The sequence below is a fragment of the Microbacterium sp. Bi121 genome (assembly GCF_918698005.1).
Lineage (GTDB): Bacteria > Actinomycetota > Actinomycetes > Actinomycetales > Microbacteriaceae > Microbacterium.
The window spans coordinates 308,215-323,226 of record NZ_CAKKLJ010000003.1; the positions used below are offsets into that span (position 1 = coordinate 308,215).

A 15,012-nucleotide genomic window follows, 5' to 3' on the forward strand; every position below is an offset into this window, starting at 1 on the left:
CTGGCCGACGGCAACCATGCCAGCGGCTCGACCGGAACAACGTGAGGAGACCCCATGAAGGGGAAGATCGGACTCGTCGTCGGACTCGGCGTCGGATACGTACTCGGAACGCGCGCCGGACGCGAGCGCTATGAGCAGATCAAGAAGCAGTGGCTGAAGGTCTGGGACCAGGAGCCCGTCCAGCGGCAGGTCGAGAAGGCGAAGGCTTTCGTCGGCGCGAAGGCGTCTGCCGTGCCCGGCGCTATCTGGAACGGCGTCGTCAAGGTCGCCAAGTCCGTCGGCGACGGCGATACGCCTGGAGAGAAGCTGGACTCCGCGATCGCCACCGGCAAGAAGGCCGTCGATCACGTCGAGGACGCGCTCGAGGACGCGGTCGACGCCGCGAAGTCGAAGACGGCGCCCAAGCCGAAGACGTCATCCACGACGAAGAGCTCGTCGAACTCGACGGCAGCGAAGAACACCACGACGAACGGAAAGTGACATGGTCCGCGGATATCGTGACCGCGCTGACGACAGTCTCCTGACGCTGCTCGGCGACCTCCCTGAGCTCGTCACCAAGCTGGTCAAGGCCGAGATCGACGCCGCCAAGTCGTGGGTGTCGCGCACGGCGAAGGATGCCGGCATCGGCGGCGCCTGGTTCGTCATAGCGCTCTTCTTCCTGTTCTGGCTCGTGCCGATGATCCTCGTGTTCGCCGTCGCCGGGCTCTCGTCCTGGTGGCCGGTGTGGCTCTCGGCGCTCGCCGTGCTCGTGCTGCTGTTGCTGTGCGTGCTGGTGAGCGTGCTGCTCGGAGCGCTGAAGTTCCGCAAGGTCTTGCGCCGCGAGAACCCGGGCCAGGCCGTGGCAACGGATATTCGAATCGTGAAGGATGCCGGTGATGACCAGCTCTGACTCCACTCTGCCCCGCACCGCCGTGCGCGCCGGGATCACGGATCCCGTCGAATCAGCCCGCGCCGAGCTGAAGGCGGCGCTCGCCGCGATCGAGATCAAGGGCAACGTGCCCCGTCGTCTCGAGAAGGCCTCGCAGCGGGGGATCGCGAAGGCGCGTGTGTTCGCCGACCGCAACCCGGCGGGTGCGATCGCTGCGGCCGTCGGCATCGCCGCGGTCGCCGGCGGCCTGGTCTGGGCCATCGCCCGCGCCGTCGCCCGATAGCTCGTCGCTGCATTCGCTCCCTGCTTCGGAAAGGGGCAGACTGGGAGCATGTCCGAAGCGAGTGAGCAGAACCCGTCCGGTTTCACCCTCTGGGCCGTCTGGCGGCGCAATCCCGATGCACCGGTCGCCGAGACGGACGCCACCGAGCTCGAGACGATCGTCGGTCACATCGAGGACTCCGGCGTCACCGTCCGCGGCTTCTACGACGTGTCGGGGCTGAAGGCAGACGCCGACCTCATGGTCTGGTTGCACGGTGAGACGGCCGAAGATCTGCAGAAGGCTCTGCGGCGCCTGCGCCGCACCGAACTGCTGCGCACCCTGCTGCCCGTGTGGAACGTGATGGGCGTGCACCGCGACGCCGAGTTCAACCGTGCGCACGTGCCCGGATTCCTCCGCGGCGTTGAGGCCAAGGGGTGGCTGTGCCTCTACCCCTTCGTCCGCACACCCGAGTGGTACCTGATCGACGAGGCCGAGCGCCGCAAGATGCTCGCCGACCACGGGCGCAAGGGCGCGGCCTTCACCGGCGTCATCGCCAACACCGTGGCAGCCTTCGCGCTCGGCGACTACGAGTGGCTCCTGCCGCTCGAGGCCGACGATCCCACTGAACTCGTCGATCTCATGCGCGATCTGCGCTACACCGACGCGCGCCGCTACGTGAAGGAGGAGGTGCCGTTCTACACCGGACGCCGCCTCCGCTTCGACGAGATCGCGGACGTTCTCCAGTAAGCCATGTCCACTCCCAACCGATCGCGCCCGATCCGCCTGGGCACACGTCGAAGCGCTCTGGCACAGGCGCAGTCCGGTCACGTCGCCGCAGCCCTGGAGAAGATCTCCGGCCGCAGGGTCGAGCTCGTCCCGATCGTCTCCGAGGGGGACACCAACCGCGCATCGCTCTCCGAGATCGGCGGGCTCGGAGTCTTCGCCACACGGCTGCGTGAGGCGCTGCTCGCCGGTGAGTGCGACATCCTCGTCCACTCGCTCAAGGACCTCCCGACCGCTGTGCCCGACAGCCTCGTCATCGCAGCTACGCCGGTCCGCGAAGATGCCCGCGACATCGTGATCACCCGCGACGGCACTCCGCTGCACGCGCTGCGCGCCGGCGCCAAGGTCGGAACTGGTTCACCTCGTCGTATCGCTCAGGTGCGACGTCGCGCGCCGCGTGCGGAGGTCGTCGACATCCGCGGCAACGTCGACTCGCGTCTTGCCAGGGTGGAGTCCGGCGAACTGGACGCCGTCATCCTCGCCGCTGCCGGCCTCTCGCGGCTCGGCTCGGAGACGAGACTCAAGCGTGAAGAGCTGGGGCTCTCCGAATGGCCGACAGCGCCAGGGCAGGGCTCGCTCGCCGTCGAGACCACCGCGGATGCGGCATCCGATCTGCGTGCGGCGCTCGCCGAACTCGACGATGAGAGCACCCGTCTGGCGATCACCGTCGAGCGTGCCGTGCTCGAGGGACTGGATGCCGGATGCCAGGCGCCGATGGCCGCGCACGCGGTCGTCACTGGCGACGCCGTTCGGCTGCGCACGATCGTCTACGACCCCGCCGGAGAGCGGCGGATCGGGCTCGACGTCACGGAATCCCTGAACCGGGGGTATATTCGTGGGAACGGCAGTGGCAACGATGCAGATGCTGCCGATGGTGCGAACCCGAATCGCGCAGCACGTGAGCTCGGGCTTTCTGTCGCCCGTCGGCTGCTCGAACAAGGGGCGGCCGACTTCGTCCCCCGAGAGCAACCCTGATGACCAGCACACCCGAAACCAAGCCCGAGAAGCCGTTGAGCGGCTGGCGCATCCTCGTCCCGCGAGGAGGCCCGTGGGGCGACGGCGTCGCCGCGAGCCTGCGCTCGCAGGGGGCGATTCCCGTGGTCGCTCCGCTGATCAACTTCGGGCCGACGACGGACCAGGCCGCGCTCGACGACGCTCTGGAGAAGCTCGCCGCCGGTGACTTCGACTGGCTCACGATCACCAGTGCCACGACGGTGGACGTTCTGTACGCCCACCGCGCCGTCGTGCCGAAGGGGACCAAGATCGCCGCGGTCGGAGAGACGACAGCGGCGGCGCTCCAGGCAGTCGGCTACGAGGTCGCCCTCGTCCCGGAGCAGGACAACTCCGCCGAGGGCATGGCCGAGCAGCTCATCGCGCTCGAACCGGAGCCGCGCCGCATCCTGACTCTGCGCAGCGAGATCGCCAAGCCCGTGCTGACGCGTTCGCTGATCGCGGCTGGCCACGATGTCGCGAGCATCGTCGCCTACCGCACGGTCGGAGTCCCGGTGACGGATCGCATCCGCCGCGACGTCGACAGCGGCCGGATCAACGCGATCCTCATCACCAGCGGATCGGTCGCTCAGCAGGTGCGCGAGCAGTTCCCCGACATCCCGGATGACACGCTGCTCGCCGCGATCGGACCACGCACCGCGAAGGACGCCCGCAAGGCCGGACTGCCGATCACGGTCGTCGCCGACAAGCAGACCGTCGATGCGCTCATCGATGCCGTCTCGCACTTCACCCTTCCGCACGCAGCCGACGAGTTCGCGCCGTGAGCTTCCCTTCTGCAGGGTTCCCGGAAGTGCGTCCTCGGCGGTTGCGCCGGTCGCCGGCTGTCAGGGCGCTCGCCCGTGAGACCTCCGTCGAACCGCGACAGCTCGTGCTGCCGATGTTCGTGCGCGAGGGCGTGAACGAAGCTGCCCCGATCTCATCGATGCCCGGCGTCGTCCAGCACAGCATGGACTCGTTGCGGCGTGCCGCGGTGGAGGCCGCTGAGGCCGGTGTCGGCGGTGTGATGCTGTTCGGCGTGCCAGCGGTTCGGGATGCTGCCGGCTCCGGCGCCGACGACCCGAACGGCATCCTGAACGTCGCCACCCGCGCGCTCGTCGATGAGGTGGGCGACGCGCTCGTCGTGCAGACCGACCTGTGTCTCGACGAGTTCACCGACCACGGCCACTGCGGTGTGCTCGCCGCCGACGGTTCGGTCGACAACGACGCGACGCTCGAGCGCTACGTGTCGATGGCCCTCGGGCAGGCGCGAGCGGGCTCCCACCTGCTGGGGCTGTCGGGCATGATGGACGGCCAGGTCGCCGCCATCCGCCGCGGGCTGGATGCCGAAGGCTTCACAGACACGCTGCTGCTCGGCTATGCGGCCAAATACGCCAGCGCGTTCTACGGCCCGTTCCGTGAGGCCGTCGACTCCCAGCTGCAGGGCGACCGCCGCACGTACCAGCTCGACCCAGGCAACCGACGGGAGGGCATCCGCGAAGCGCTGATCGACGAGGCCGAGGGCGCCGACATCGTGATGGTGAAGCCCGCGATGAGCTTCCTCGACGTGCTGCGCGAGGTTCGCGACGCCGTGCACGTGCCGGTGTGGGCCTACCAGATCTCCGGCGAGTACGCGATGATCGAGGCCGCAGCGGCGAACGGCTGGATCGACCGCCGCGCGGCAGTGCTCGAGTCGCTGCTGTCGATCCGCCGCGCCGGTGCCGATGCCGTCCTCACCTACTGGGCGACCGAGGCCGCCACCTGGCTTCACGAAGGCTGAGTCGCCTGCAGGTCGTTGAGCGGAGGCGCGCAGCGCCGCAGACGAAACGGGTTGAGCGAGCAAAGCGAGTCGAAACCGAACATCCGAGGAGCCACCATGACCGACCGCAATGATGAGCTGTTCTCCGCCGCGCGAGCGGTGACCCCCGGCGGCGTGAACTCGCCCGTGCGCGCCTACGGCTCGGTCGGCGGGACGCCTCGATTCCTGGCATCCGCCCGTGGCGCGTACGTCACGGACGCGGAAGGCCGCGAGTACGTCGACCTCGTCGCGTCATGGGGACCCGCTCTGCTCGGGCACGCGCATCCGGAGGTCGTCGCGGCCGTGCAGGAGGCCGCGACCCGCGGTCTATCCTTCGGCGCGCCCACCGAGGGCGAAGTCGCGCTCGCACGCAAGATCACCGAGCGCGTCCGCCTCGGAGACCTCGCTCCGATCGAACGCGTCCGCCTGGTCTCCACCGGTACAGAGGCGACCATGACGGCGATCCGTCTGGCCCGCGGCGCGACGGGCCGCGACCTGCTCGTAAAGTTCGCCGGGCACTACCACGGCCACTCCGATGGCCTGCTCGCGGAGGCCGGCTCCGGCGTCGCGACCCTGGCGCTACCCGGGTCAGCAGGCGTCCCTGCCCCGATCGCAGCGCAGACCCTCGTGATCGGATACAACGACCGCGCCGCCCTTGAAGCGGTGTTCGCCGAGCACGGCGACCGGATCGCCGCCGTCATCGTCGAGGCCGCAGCCGCGAACATGGGCGTTGTCGCACCGGAGCCCGGCTTCAACCGCTTCATCGCTGACACCGCGCACGCGCACGGCGCGCTCATGATCCTCGATGAGGTGCTCACCGGATTCCGCGTCCACCACGCCGGATACTGGGCCCTGCAGGCCGCGACCGGTGAGGAGTACCTGCCCGACCTCATCACCTTCGGCAAGGTCATCGGCGGTGGTATGCCGCTCGCCGCTCTCGGCGGTCGCGCGGACGTCATGGACATGCTCGCCCCGACGGGCCCGGTCTACCAGGCCGGCACGCTGTCGGGGAACCCGCTGTCGGTCGCCGCGGGCCTGGAGACCCTGCGACTGGCGACCCCCGCCGTGTACGCCAGAGTGGATGCCGCCGCCGCCCGCGTAGCCCAGGCGCTCGACGCCGCTCTCACCGAAGCCGGCGTCGTGCACGCGATCGCGCGAGCCGGCAACCTGTTCGGCGTCGCGTTCGCGGCGGAGGCCCCGCGCACCTACGCCGAGGCGCAGGCCCAGGAATCGTTCCGCTACGCGCCCTTCTTCCACTCCATGCGCGAACAGGGCGTCGCGCTGCCGCCGAGCGTGTTCGAGGCGTGGTTCCTCACCGCAGCGCATGACGATGAGGCGCTCGGCCGCATCGAGGCTGCGCTGCCGGCTGCGGCACGTGCCGCGGCATCCGCCCGCCCCTGATGAGGGAAGCCACAACCTGATCGTTGTGGTCCTGTGAGGAAGTCGCAGACAGTTTGCAGTCCGACGCTGGCAGACTGGACGAATGGTGACCCTGCTCCTGGACCAGACGCAGCTCGAGGTTGTGCTCTCTCCGGTCGAGCGTGCTGCGACGTTCCACCGTGAGAACCTCCGAGTGGCCCGCGAGACCATCACGAAGGTGCAGCTCACCGATGACGCATGGACGTGGCTGCGAGGTGTCCCGGGGCCGGGCACGCACATCCCCGGCATCCTCGCCGCCGGGACGTGGAAGGCGGCGGCGACCACCGACTTCGTGCTCATCCGCAAGCGTCGCCCCAGCGTGGTGATCGACCTCGAGGGCGACGAGCAGTTCGAGCGTCTCATCTTCACCACTCGCCACGGACTCGCCCTGACGCAGGCTCTGCGGTTGAACGTGTCGGACGAGGCCGTCGACGTGGTCGAAATCGCGGGCACCGCTCCGATCCCCGTCGTGACGGGGCGGCAGCGGCCGGTGATCCGGCCGCGCCCGGTCTGAGCTCAGTTCTGCTCGCGCTCGTCGTTCTGCTCGGGCTCGCCGTTCTGCTCGGGCTCGTCGTCCGTCGCTTGCTCGCCTTCGCCCGCTGACTCTTCGCCAGCCGGGTGATCGATGTCGCCCTCCGGCTCGGAGCCCGATTCGGACTCGAACGTCGGCACGACGTCGATGACGCGTGTGGCGTCGTCCTCTGCAACGGGCTCGGACTCGTCATGCGCTTCGTCCGAAGCGTCGGCCGCGTGCTCATCAGCCGTGTCATCCTCTTCGGATGTCTCGGCGTCGACGGACTCGACCGCGGCAGCAGCGCTGTTCGGATCGGTGACGGGCGTCGCGAACATGCTCGCCACGGCCGCGAGGCCGGCGAGGCCGGGGAGCGGCCGGTCGTCGACGGGCGCGGACTCTTCGACGGCGTCGGATGCTTCGGGGGAGGTTTCGACTCGCTCCGCTCGCTCGACGTCTCGCGTGGAAGAGTCGTCCGCATTCACTTCCGGGTCGTTGAGCGAATCGAGTCGAAGCCGCTCCGGATCCGAAGCATCCTCGCTCTCAGCGGCGAGCGTGAAGAGCGTGTCCGTCTCGTCCGGTACCGGCGCGGGCGGAGCGACGTAACGGTCGTTCACCAGGTCGAGGAAGACGTCTTCGAGCGTCGGTCCTCGCTGCTGCAGGGTCGTCAGCGCGACACCGGCGTGTGCCGTGATGCGGCCGATGGTCGCCGCGTCGCTGCCTCGCACGGTGAGCCCTGAGCGCAGGATCTCGTAATCGAAGCCGGCATCCGTCAACGATTCCGAGAGCGCGTCGCGGTCGAGAGCATCCACTACGACGGGTCCGGTCCTGGGATCGGCGAGCGCCTCCATGGTGCCCGCGAACTTGAGCTCGCCGCGCGAGATCACGAGGATCTCGTCGGCGATCTGCTCGACCTCGGAAAGCACGTGCGAAGAGACGAGCACCGTGCGGCCCTCGTCGGCGAGGCCCCGGATGAGCGTGCGCATCCAGCGGATGCCCTCGGGGTCCAGGCCGTTGGCCGGTTCGTCGAGGACGAGCACGCCGGGGTCGCCGATCAGAGCAGTGGCGGCACTCAGACGCTGGCGCATGCCGAGCGAGAGAGCGGCGATGCGGGATTCGACCTCGTCGCCGAGACCGACGAACGAGATGAGCTCCCCGACACGGGAGAGGGGGACGCCGCCGGCCTTCGCGGCTGCGATGAGGTGACGCTCCACCGTGCGTCGTCCGCGGAATGCGGGGTCGTCCAGCATGGCGCCGATGACACGCGCCGGGCTGCGGAGCTCGGCGTAGCGCGAGCCGCCGATGGTGGCGGTGCCGCTGGTCGGTCGCTCGAGGCCGAGCAGCATGCGCAGGGTCGTGGTCTTGCCGGCGCCGTTGGGCCCGAGGAATCCGGTCACGACGCCTGGGCCGATGCGCGCGGAGAAGTCCGACACCGCGGCGACGGCGCCGAAGCGCTTGGTCGCACGGTCGAACTCGATCAGCTGTCCGTCTGGCATCCGGGGCCTTTCCTGCATGGGCGTTCTCCCCATCTTGCCGGAAAACATGCAGAATTCCGCATCGACGGGGCGCAGAAACCCCAGAAGAGAGCAGAGTACAGCCCCATGTAACGTGGCTCCCGTGACTGACATCGACGCCGAGCCCACGGTTCTGGTTCGCACGGAAGGCGCCCTCGGACGCCTCACCCTCAATCGGCCGAGGGCGATCAACGCACTCGACCACGACATGATCCAGCAGCTCGGTGCGGCGCTGGACGCGTGGCGCGATGACACCGACATCGACATCGTCCTGATCGACGGCGCCGGCGACCGCGGAATGTGCGCCGGTGGTGATGTGCGTGCTCTCTACGACCAGATCGTCTCCGGCCGACCGGAGCAGACGGCGGAGTTCTTCCGTGCCGAGTACGCGCTCAACCTGATGATCTCCGAGTTCCCGAAGCCGGTGGTCGCCATCGCGGACGGCATCACGATGGGCGGGGGGATCGGCCTGGCCGGCCACGCCGCGATCCGCATCGTCACAGAGCGCAGTCGCCTCGCGATGCCGGAGACCCGGATCGGGTTCACCCCTGATGTCGGCGGCACGTACTTGCTCGGCCGCGCGCCGGGCCGCATCGGCGAGTACCTCGGGCTGACCGGGGGAACCATGTCGGCGGCGGATGCCGTCTACGCCGGCTTCGCGGATCACTACGTGCCGTCGCAGCACCTGGACGAGCTGCGTGAGGCGCTCGGCAAGCGCGCCGATCCGACGAGCCCGTCCGAGCTCGTGCTGCTGTTCGACGAGACCCCTGAGGCGTCCGTGCTCGCGACCGAGCGCGCCTGGATCGACGAGGTCTTCTCGGCCGAGACGGTCGGCGAGATCGCCGAGCGGCTGTCCGCACGGGCAGAGGCTTCGGCATCCGCGACCGCAGACACTCTCAGTGAACTGTCGCCCACCGGCCTCGCCGTGACGCTGGATGCCGTGCGCGAAGCGCGCGAGGGAACCCTGCGGGACGCGCTGATCGGCGAGTACCGTCGCGTGATGTGGTTCGCGACGCAGCATCCGGACCTTCCGGAAGGGATTCGCGCACAGCTGGTCGACAAGGATCGCTCGCCGAAATGGCAGCCGGCGACCATCGCGGATCTGACGGCGGATGCCGGATCAGCAGCCCGCGCGTTCACGCCCGACGTGCCGCTGTTCGACTGAGCGCATCCGTCCGAGGTTCTTGGACGGCGGAGAGAAAACCGGCGCCATCTGCGAGTCGTTCGCCCTGAGCGGATAACGCCGTTCGGCTATGGGCAATGTCCGAAGGTCGTGGCACTCTATCTGGTGGCCTCATCGGCCTTTTCCCCAAAGGACTCCACTACATGCTCGGGAAACTCCTCTTCCGCTATCTCTCCAAGTACTGGCCGTTGCTGGTCGGCGTTCTGGTGTTCCAGTTCGCCAGCGCTCTGGCGACGCTCTACCTTCCGCGCCTGAACGCGGACATCATCAACGAAGGCGTCGCCACGGCCGACACCGGTTACATCTGGCGCACCGGCGCCTGGATGCTGGTCGTCTCGCTCGGTCAGATCGTCTGCTCCGTGGTCGCGACCTACTTCGCGGCCAAGGCCGCGATGAGCGTCGGCCGCGACATCCGCTCCGACGTGTTCGCGCGCGTCAGCGGCTTCTCCGAGCGCGAGGTCTCGCAGTTCGGAGCGGGCTCCCTGATCACCCGCAACACCAACGACGTGCAGCAGGTGCAGATGCTGGCGATGATGGGCGCGACGATGTTCGTCACCGCGCCGCTCCTCGCGATCGGCGGCATCATCATGGCCGTCCAGCAGGATGTCGGTCTCAGCTGGCTGATCGCCGTCTCCGTGCCTGTGCTGCTCATCGTCGCGGTGCTCATCATCGCCCGCATGGTGCCGCTGTTCCGCCGCAACCAGTCGAAGCTCGACGCGATCAACCGGGTCATGCGCGAGCAGCTCACCGGCGTCCGCGTCGTCCGCGCCTTCGTGCGCGAGCGCGTGGAGGAGGAGCGGTTCCGCGAGACCAACACCGACCTCATGATCCTCGGCCGCAACATCGGCTCGTTGTTCGTCCTGCTCTTCCCGCTGTTCATGCTGATCCTCAACGTCACTGTCGTCGGCGTCATCTGGTTCGGCGGCGTCGAGGTGCAGAACGGCAACGTCGAGGTGGGCACGCTGTTCGCCTTCATGCAGTACATCGGTCAGATCATGATGGGCGTCATCATGTCGAGCTTCATGGCGATGATGATCCCTCGTGCTGCGGTCTCGGCCGAGCGCGTGGGCGAGGTCCTCGACGCCGACTCCAGCCTCGAGCGGCCTGTCGACGGCGCGACCGACTTCCCGGTCCCTGGGACTGTCATGTTCGAGGACGTCGAGTTCGCATACCCCGGCGCCGAGTCCTCGGTGCTCAAGAACATCTCCTTCGGGGCAGAGCGCGGCGAGACCGTCGCGATCGTCGGATCCACCGGTGCGGGCAAGACCACGCTCGTCTCGCTGATCCCTCGCCTGTTCGATGTCACCGGCGGCACGGTTCGGGTCGGCGGTGTCGACGTGCGCGAAGCCGACATGGACGCGCTCTGGAAGACGATCGGCCTCGTGCCGCAGCGTCCGTTCCTGTTCACTGGCACGATCGCGTCGAACCTCCGGTACGGACGCTCGGATGCCACGGATGAAGAGCTCTGGGCAGCGCTCGAGATCGCGCAGGCCAAGGACTTCGTCGAAGAGATGCCCGAAGGGCTCGAGACCCGCATCGCCCAGGGAGGCACGAACGTCTCCGGCGGGCAGCGCCAGCGCCTGGCGATCGCCCGCGCACTGGTGCACCAGCCGCAGATCCTCGTCTTCGACGACTCGTTCTCGGCACTCGACCTCACCACGGACGCACGGCTTCGCCAGGCTCTGTGGCGAGAGCTGCCGCAGGTGACGAAGATCGTCGTCGCCCAGCGCGTGTCCACGATCACTGACGCCGATCGCATCGTCGTCCTTGAAGGAGGAGAGATGGTCGGAGTCGGCACGCACGAAGAACTCGTCGTGAGCAACGAGACCTACCGGGAGATCGTCGAGTCGCAGCTGGGGGTGGACGCATGAGCACCTCGCTTCCTGAGCCCATCGAAGGGGCACCCACCGATGCGAAGGTCGGCCCCACCTCGACCCTGACCGCCGAAGAGCAGTACGAGGCCGAGCTCGCGGAGCAGGCGCGCCAGAACTCCGGTGACTGGGATGCGGTGAAGCCCGGCAAGGCCGACAACTTCGGCAAGAGCTTCGCACGCATGATCGGGCTGCTCAAGCCGTCCGCGCTGTGGTTCGTGCTGGTGTCGTTCTTCGGCGCCGTCGGCGTCGTGCTGACCGTCGCGGCGCCCAAGGTCCTCGGTGAGGCCACGAACCTCATCTACGAGGGCTACATCTCCAAAGTGCTCGGCGACAACGGCGTACCCGCCGGGACGTCGCAAGAGCAGGTCGTCGAGATCCTGCGCTCGCAGAATCAGGACGACTTCGCCAACATGGTGGCGGCGTTCGACGACTTCCAGGTCGGCGCAGGCATCGACTTCGACCGACTGCGCTGGGTCATCATCAGCGTGCTCGCGATCTACGTGGTCGCCGCTCTGCTGAGCTGGCTGCAGGGCTATGTCATCAACGTGATCATGGTCCGCACCATGTGGCGACTGCGCGAGGCCGTCGAGGCGAAGATCAACCGCCTGCCGCTGGCTTACTTCGACAAGGTGCAGCGCGGTGAGCTGATCTCGCGTGTCACGAACGACATCGACAACATCACCCAGACGATGCAGCAGTCGCTCTCGGGTGCGCTGACATCAGTGCTCACCGTGATCGGCGTGCTGGTCATGATGTTCTCGATCTCGTGGCAGCTCGCCCTGGTCGCCCTGGTGGCTCTGCCGCTCATGGGCGTCATCTTCGGCGTCATCGGGCCGCGTTCGCAGAAGGCCTTCGGCACGCAGTGGCGCAAGGTCGGTCGCCTCAACGCCCGCGTCGAGGAGTCCTTCTCGGGTCACGCCCTGGTCAAGGTCTTCGGTCGCGAGCAGGAGGCCCTCGAGAGCTTCCAGGCCGAGAACGAGGAGCTGTACCAGGCGAGCTTCAAGGCGCAGTTCCTGTCGGGCGTCATCATGCCAGCCATGACCTTCGTCGGCAGCCTGACCTTCGTCGGCATCGCGGTCCTCGGCGGCCTGATGGTCGCGAGCGGCCAGCTGCGCCTCGGCGACGTGCAGGCGTTCATCCAGTACTCGCAGCAGTTCACCCAGCCCCTCGCGGAGCTCGGTGGCATGGCGGCGGTCGTCCAGTCCGGCACCGCTTCTGCGGAGCGGGTGTTCGACTTCCTCGATGCCGACGAGCAGGATCCGGATGCCGAGAACGCGGCGTCGCTGCCCGACCCCGAGGTCGCCGGTCGCGGTGTCATCGAGTTCCAGGACGTGTCGTTCTCGTACACACCGGATCGTCCGCTGATCAAGGATCTGTCGTTCCGGGTCGAGCCCGGTCAGACCGTCGCGATCGTCGGACCGACCGGTGCGGGAAAGACCACCCTGGTCAACCTGATCATGCGGTTCTACGAACTCAGCGGCGGGCGCATCCTGATCGACGGTCAGGACATCGCCGGCGTCACCCGCTCGGAGCTCCGCTCCCGCACCGGGATGGTTCTGCAGGACCCGTGGCTGTTCGCCGGGTCCATCCTCGAGAACATCCGCTACGGCCGCTCCACCGCCACCGATGACGAGGTCATCGAGGCGGCGACCGCGACGTACGTCGACCGGTTCGTTCATTCCCTCCCCGAGGGGTACGAGACGGTTCTCGACGAGGATGCCTCGAACGTGTCGGCCGGTGAGCGCCAGTTGATCACGATCGCGCGAGCGTTCGTGTCGCAGCCGTCGATCCTCATCCTCGATGAGGCGACGAGCGCGGTCGACACCCGCACCGAGCTGCTGCTGCAGCACGCCATGGCGGCGCTGCGACAGGGGCGCACGTCGTTCGTGATCGCGCACCGTCTGTCGACGATCCGCGACGCCGACCTCATCCTCGTGATGGAGCACGGCGACATCGTCGAGAAGGGCTCGCACGATGAGCTCATCGCGGCGCAGGGCGCGTACTGGCGTCTGTACCAGTCGCAGTTCGAGCAGGCCGCGACCGACATCGACGCCGAAGCGGCCATGACCGACGCGGTTCCCGTCGTCGCGACCGGCGAGGCAGAGCTGCCGGAGAACGCAGAGCAGTCCAGCGAGAGCTGACGCGATCGCAGAAGAGCGGGGGTGGCCGACCGGCCACCCCCGCTCTTCTCATGTGCGGCTGCAGATCAGTCGACGATGCCCAGCAGCTCCAGCGGATGAGTCAGCCGCCACCAGGGGCTCGGGTCTGCGATCTCATCCGCGAGGGAGACGTCGACCGTCGTGGCATCCACGGGGCCGGTCACCGAGAGCGTGCCGACATCGTCGCCGTCGGCACGCTGGTCGTCGAGACCGAGGGTGACCGTCGCCGTCGAGGTGGCGCCGTTCCAGAGCGCGACGGTGGCATCGGAGTCGGTGACGATGTCGACGCTCGTGCCCCAGACGGTGTCGACGCGACCGACCACGGTTCCCTCCGCGACGGACGGCTCCTGCGCTGCGAGTGCGGCCTCCACCTGAGTGAACAGCGAGCGCGTGGCCGCGAGCCTGCTCTCGTCGTCGGCCTGATTCAGGACAGCGGCGTAGAGGTGAACGGTCGTGTCGCCGATCGTCACGTCCTTGGCGGTGAGCAGATTCCAGCTGTCACCCAGCGTCCCGGTCTTGATCCCGACGACGCCGGGGTCGGCGAGCATCCCGTTGGTGTTGTTCACGACGCCGGCGCCGGGCAGATCCACCTGCTTCGTCCCGACGATCTCGGCGAAGACCGGGTTCTGCATGGCTCGCTCGCCCAGACGCAGCAGCGCCTCGGGCGTCGCGGCGTTGCGTGCGTCGAATCCGGACGGCGTCACGACGGTGATGTCACCGAGTCCGCGATCGGCGAGCCAGGCCTTGGCCGCCGCAGCGAACTGCTCGTTCGACCCCCAGATCTCACGCGCGAGGCGGTCGACGTAGTTGTTCGCCGATCCGAGCAGCGTGCCCTGGAGCATCTGATATTCGGTCAGGACGCCGTCGACCGGCACGTCGAGCGCCGACTGATCGGAGCGTCGATAGTCCCAGTACTCCACGCTGTCGGAGTAGGTGAACGCGTACTCCGGCCCCTGTTCGTCCAGCTTCAACGGGTGACGATCCAGCACCATGAGTGCGGTGACGACTTTCGTCACGCTCGCGATGGATGCCGCATTCGGAGTCGATGCGGTGGACGAGACGCCGGCGACGCCGACGCTCGAGCTGCCGCCGGTCGGCCAGGTGATCTCCGCCGCGGCAGCGGGCGTCGTCGCGAACTCGAGCGCCTGAACGACGGGTGGCACAGCGTGCAGGGGCCACATGAGCGTCGTCGCGGCGTAGGCCGCACCGCAGAGCACGAGGGTTCCCAGCGGCACCAGCCAGCGTGTACGCAGCAGAGCAGGGCGCAGCTTCGCGTCCGCCAGGACGTCCTCGCCGCCGGGGCGGGTCGCCGTGGCATCCAGATCAGGGGGGAGCGTGGTGTCGACGACGTCACCGGTCTCGAGCCACGTGAGGGCCGTCGCCGTGCGCTCGGCGTCGGCCCAGGCGACCGGTTGCGCGGCCGTTCGTGGGGTTTCGCCGGTCAACTCTTCCGGGGTCGCGTCGACGTCCGGCTCTTCGTCATCGGGCAGGTCGGGAATGGGGATCGCGGGCGTCTGCGAGCCGCGCATCTCCTCGCGAGCACGCAGGGCGCGACGGGTCATCCCGGTGGTCACGGGCGTCGCGTCTTCGATGGTCACCTGCTTACGGTACCCAATCACGTGCATGGATCGAGTAACCCTGCGGGTTCGAGGCG

General features: G+C 68.2%; 14 protein-coding genes. 12 read left to right on the plus strand and 2 right to left on the minus strand.

The features are described from left to right. Nucleotides 1–54: 54 nt before the first annotated feature. The 9 genes from LQZ87_RS06470 (at nt 55) to LQZ87_RS06510 (ending at nt 6,631) form a co-directional block, all read left to right on the plus strand. Nucleotides 55–480 (plus strand): hypothetical protein, encoded by a 426-nt coding sequence (locus tag LQZ87_RS06470; protein ID WP_230102646.1) that lies wholly within the window; start codon nt 55–57, stop codon nt 478–480. Nucleotide 481: 1 nt separating this feature from the next. Next, nucleotides 482–889 carry a phage holin family protein gene (locus tag LQZ87_RS06475; RefSeq protein WP_230102647.1) on the plus strand — a complete coding sequence of 136 codons (408 nt, stop codon included), beginning with the start codon at nt 482–484 and terminating at the stop codon, nt 887–889. Next, nucleotides 876–1,151 (plus strand): hypothetical protein, encoded by a 276-nt coding sequence (locus LQZ87_RS06480; protein WP_230102648.1) that lies wholly within the window; start codon nt 876–878, stop codon nt 1,149–1,151. The genes LQZ87_RS06475 and LQZ87_RS06480 overlap by 14 nt, the downstream gene beginning before the upstream one ends. A gap of 48 nt (nt 1,152–1,199) precedes the next feature. After that, a complete protein-coding gene (gene hemQ / locus LQZ87_RS06485) occupies nt 1,200–1,877 on the plus strand; it encodes a hydrogen peroxide-dependent heme synthase (RefSeq protein WP_230102649.1) in 678 nt (225 codons plus the stop codon). Nucleotides 1,878–1,880: 3 nt separating this feature from the next. After that, nucleotides 1,881–2,888 (plus strand): hydroxymethylbilane synthase, encoded by a 1,008-nt coding sequence (hemC, locus tag LQZ87_RS06490; protein ID WP_230102650.1) that lies wholly within the window; start codon nt 1,881–1,883, stop codon nt 2,886–2,888. Further along, nucleotides 2,888–3,688 (plus strand): uroporphyrinogen-III synthase, encoded by an 801-nt coding sequence (locus tag LQZ87_RS06495; protein ID WP_230102651.1) that lies wholly within the window; start codon nt 2,888–2,890, stop codon nt 3,686–3,688. The genes hemC and LQZ87_RS06495 overlap by 1 nt, the downstream gene beginning before the upstream one ends. Continuing rightward, nucleotides 3,685–4,680 (plus strand): porphobilinogen synthase, encoded by a 996-nt coding sequence (gene hemB / locus LQZ87_RS06500; RefSeq protein WP_230102652.1) that lies wholly within the window; start codon nt 3,685–3,687, stop codon nt 4,678–4,680. Before LQZ87_RS06495 ends, hemB begins: the two co-directional genes overlap by 4 nt. A 96-nt stretch (nt 4,681–4,776) precedes the next feature. Beyond that, nucleotides 4,777–6,099, plus strand: coding sequence for a glutamate-1-semialdehyde 2,1-aminomutase (locus tag LQZ87_RS06505; RefSeq protein ID WP_230102653.1), 1,323 nt, complete (start codon nt 4,777–4,779; stop codon nt 6,097–6,099). Nucleotides 6,100–6,181: 82 nt separating this feature from the next. Beyond that, entirely contained in the window at nt 6,182–6,631 is a 450-nt protein-coding gene (locus LQZ87_RS06510) for a hypothetical protein (RefSeq protein ID WP_230102654.1), read from the plus strand. A 2-nt stretch (nt 6,632–6,633) separates the two neighbouring features. On the opposite strand, the gene LQZ87_RS06515 is transcribed toward LQZ87_RS06510, so the two are convergent. Further along, a complete protein-coding gene (locus tag LQZ87_RS06515) occupies nt 6,634–8,124 on the minus strand; it encodes an ATP-binding cassette domain-containing protein (RefSeq protein ID WP_230102655.1) in 1,491 nt (496 codons plus the stop codon). A 121-nt stretch (nt 8,125–8,245) separates the two neighbouring features. Between LQZ87_RS06515 and LQZ87_RS06520 the strand changes: the two genes are divergently transcribed. The 3 genes from LQZ87_RS06520 to LQZ87_RS06530 all read left to right on the plus strand — a co-directional run bounded on the left by LQZ87_RS06520 (nt 8,246) and on the right by LQZ87_RS06530 (nt 13,340). Beyond that, on the plus strand, nt 8,246–9,307 hold the full coding sequence (locus LQZ87_RS06520) for an enoyl-CoA hydratase/isomerase family protein (protein ID WP_230102656.1): 1,062 nt from the start codon (nt 8,246–8,248) through the stop codon (nt 9,305–9,307). 161 nt (nt 9,308–9,468) lie between these two features. Next, nucleotides 9,469–11,196, plus strand: a complete 1,728-nt coding sequence (locus tag LQZ87_RS06525; RefSeq protein WP_230102657.1) for an ABC transporter ATP-binding protein — start codon at nt 9,469–9,471, stop codon at nt 11,194–11,196. Beyond that, nucleotides 11,193–13,340, plus strand: coding sequence for an ABC transporter ATP-binding protein (locus LQZ87_RS06530; protein ID WP_230102658.1), 2,148 nt, complete (start codon nt 11,193–11,195; stop codon nt 13,338–13,340). The genes LQZ87_RS06525 and LQZ87_RS06530 overlap by 4 nt, the downstream gene beginning before the upstream one ends. Before the next feature lie 65 nt (nt 13,341–13,405). Here the strand turns inward: LQZ87_RS06530 and LQZ87_RS06535 are convergent, their stop codons facing one another. Then, nucleotides 13,406–14,956 carry a D-alanyl-D-alanine carboxypeptidase gene (locus tag LQZ87_RS06535; protein ID WP_230102659.1) on the minus strand — a complete coding sequence of 517 codons (1,551 nt, stop codon included), beginning with the start codon at nt 14,954–14,956 and terminating at the stop codon, nt 13,406–13,408. Between the last annotated feature and the right edge of the window lie 56 nt (nt 14,957–15,012).

Coding starts and splice junctions, on each gene's coding strand:
- LQZ87_RS06470 (WP_230102646.1), top strand. CDS start 55: ATGAAGGGGAAGATCGGACTCGTCGTCGGACTCGGCGTCGGATACGTA.
- LQZ87_RS06475 (WP_230102647.1), top strand. CDS start 482: ATGGTCCGCGGATATCGTGACCGCGCTGACGACAGTCTCCTGACGCTG.
- LQZ87_RS06480 (WP_230102648.1), top strand. CDS start 876: ATGACCAGCTCTGACTCCACTCTGCCCCGCACCGCCGTGCGCGCCGGG.
- hemQ (WP_230102649.1), top strand. CDS start 1,200: ATGTCCGAAGCGAGTGAGCAGAACCCGTCCGGTTTCACCCTCTGGGCC.
- hemC (WP_230102650.1), top strand. CDS start 1,881: ATGTCCACTCCCAACCGATCGCGCCCGATCCGCCTGGGCACACGTCGA.
- LQZ87_RS06495 (WP_230102651.1), top strand. CDS start 2,888: ATGACCAGCACACCCGAAACCAAGCCCGAGAAGCCGTTGAGCGGCTGG.
- LQZ87_RS06505 (WP_230102653.1), top strand. CDS start 4,777: ATGACCGACCGCAATGATGAGCTGTTCTCCGCCGCGCGAGCGGTGACC.
- LQZ87_RS06510 (WP_230102654.1), top strand. CDS start 6,182: ATGGTGACCCTGCTCCTGGACCAGACGCAGCTCGAGGTTGTGCTCTCT.
- LQZ87_RS06515 (WP_230102655.1), bottom strand. CDS start 8,124: ATGCCAGACGGACAGCTGATCGAGTTCGACCGTGCGACCAAGCGCTTC.
- LQZ87_RS06525 (WP_230102657.1), top strand. CDS start 9,469: ATGCTCGGGAAACTCCTCTTCCGCTATCTCTCCAAGTACTGGCCGTTG.
- LQZ87_RS06530 (WP_230102658.1), top strand. CDS start 11,193: ATGAGCACCTCGCTTCCTGAGCCCATCGAAGGGGCACCCACCGATGCG.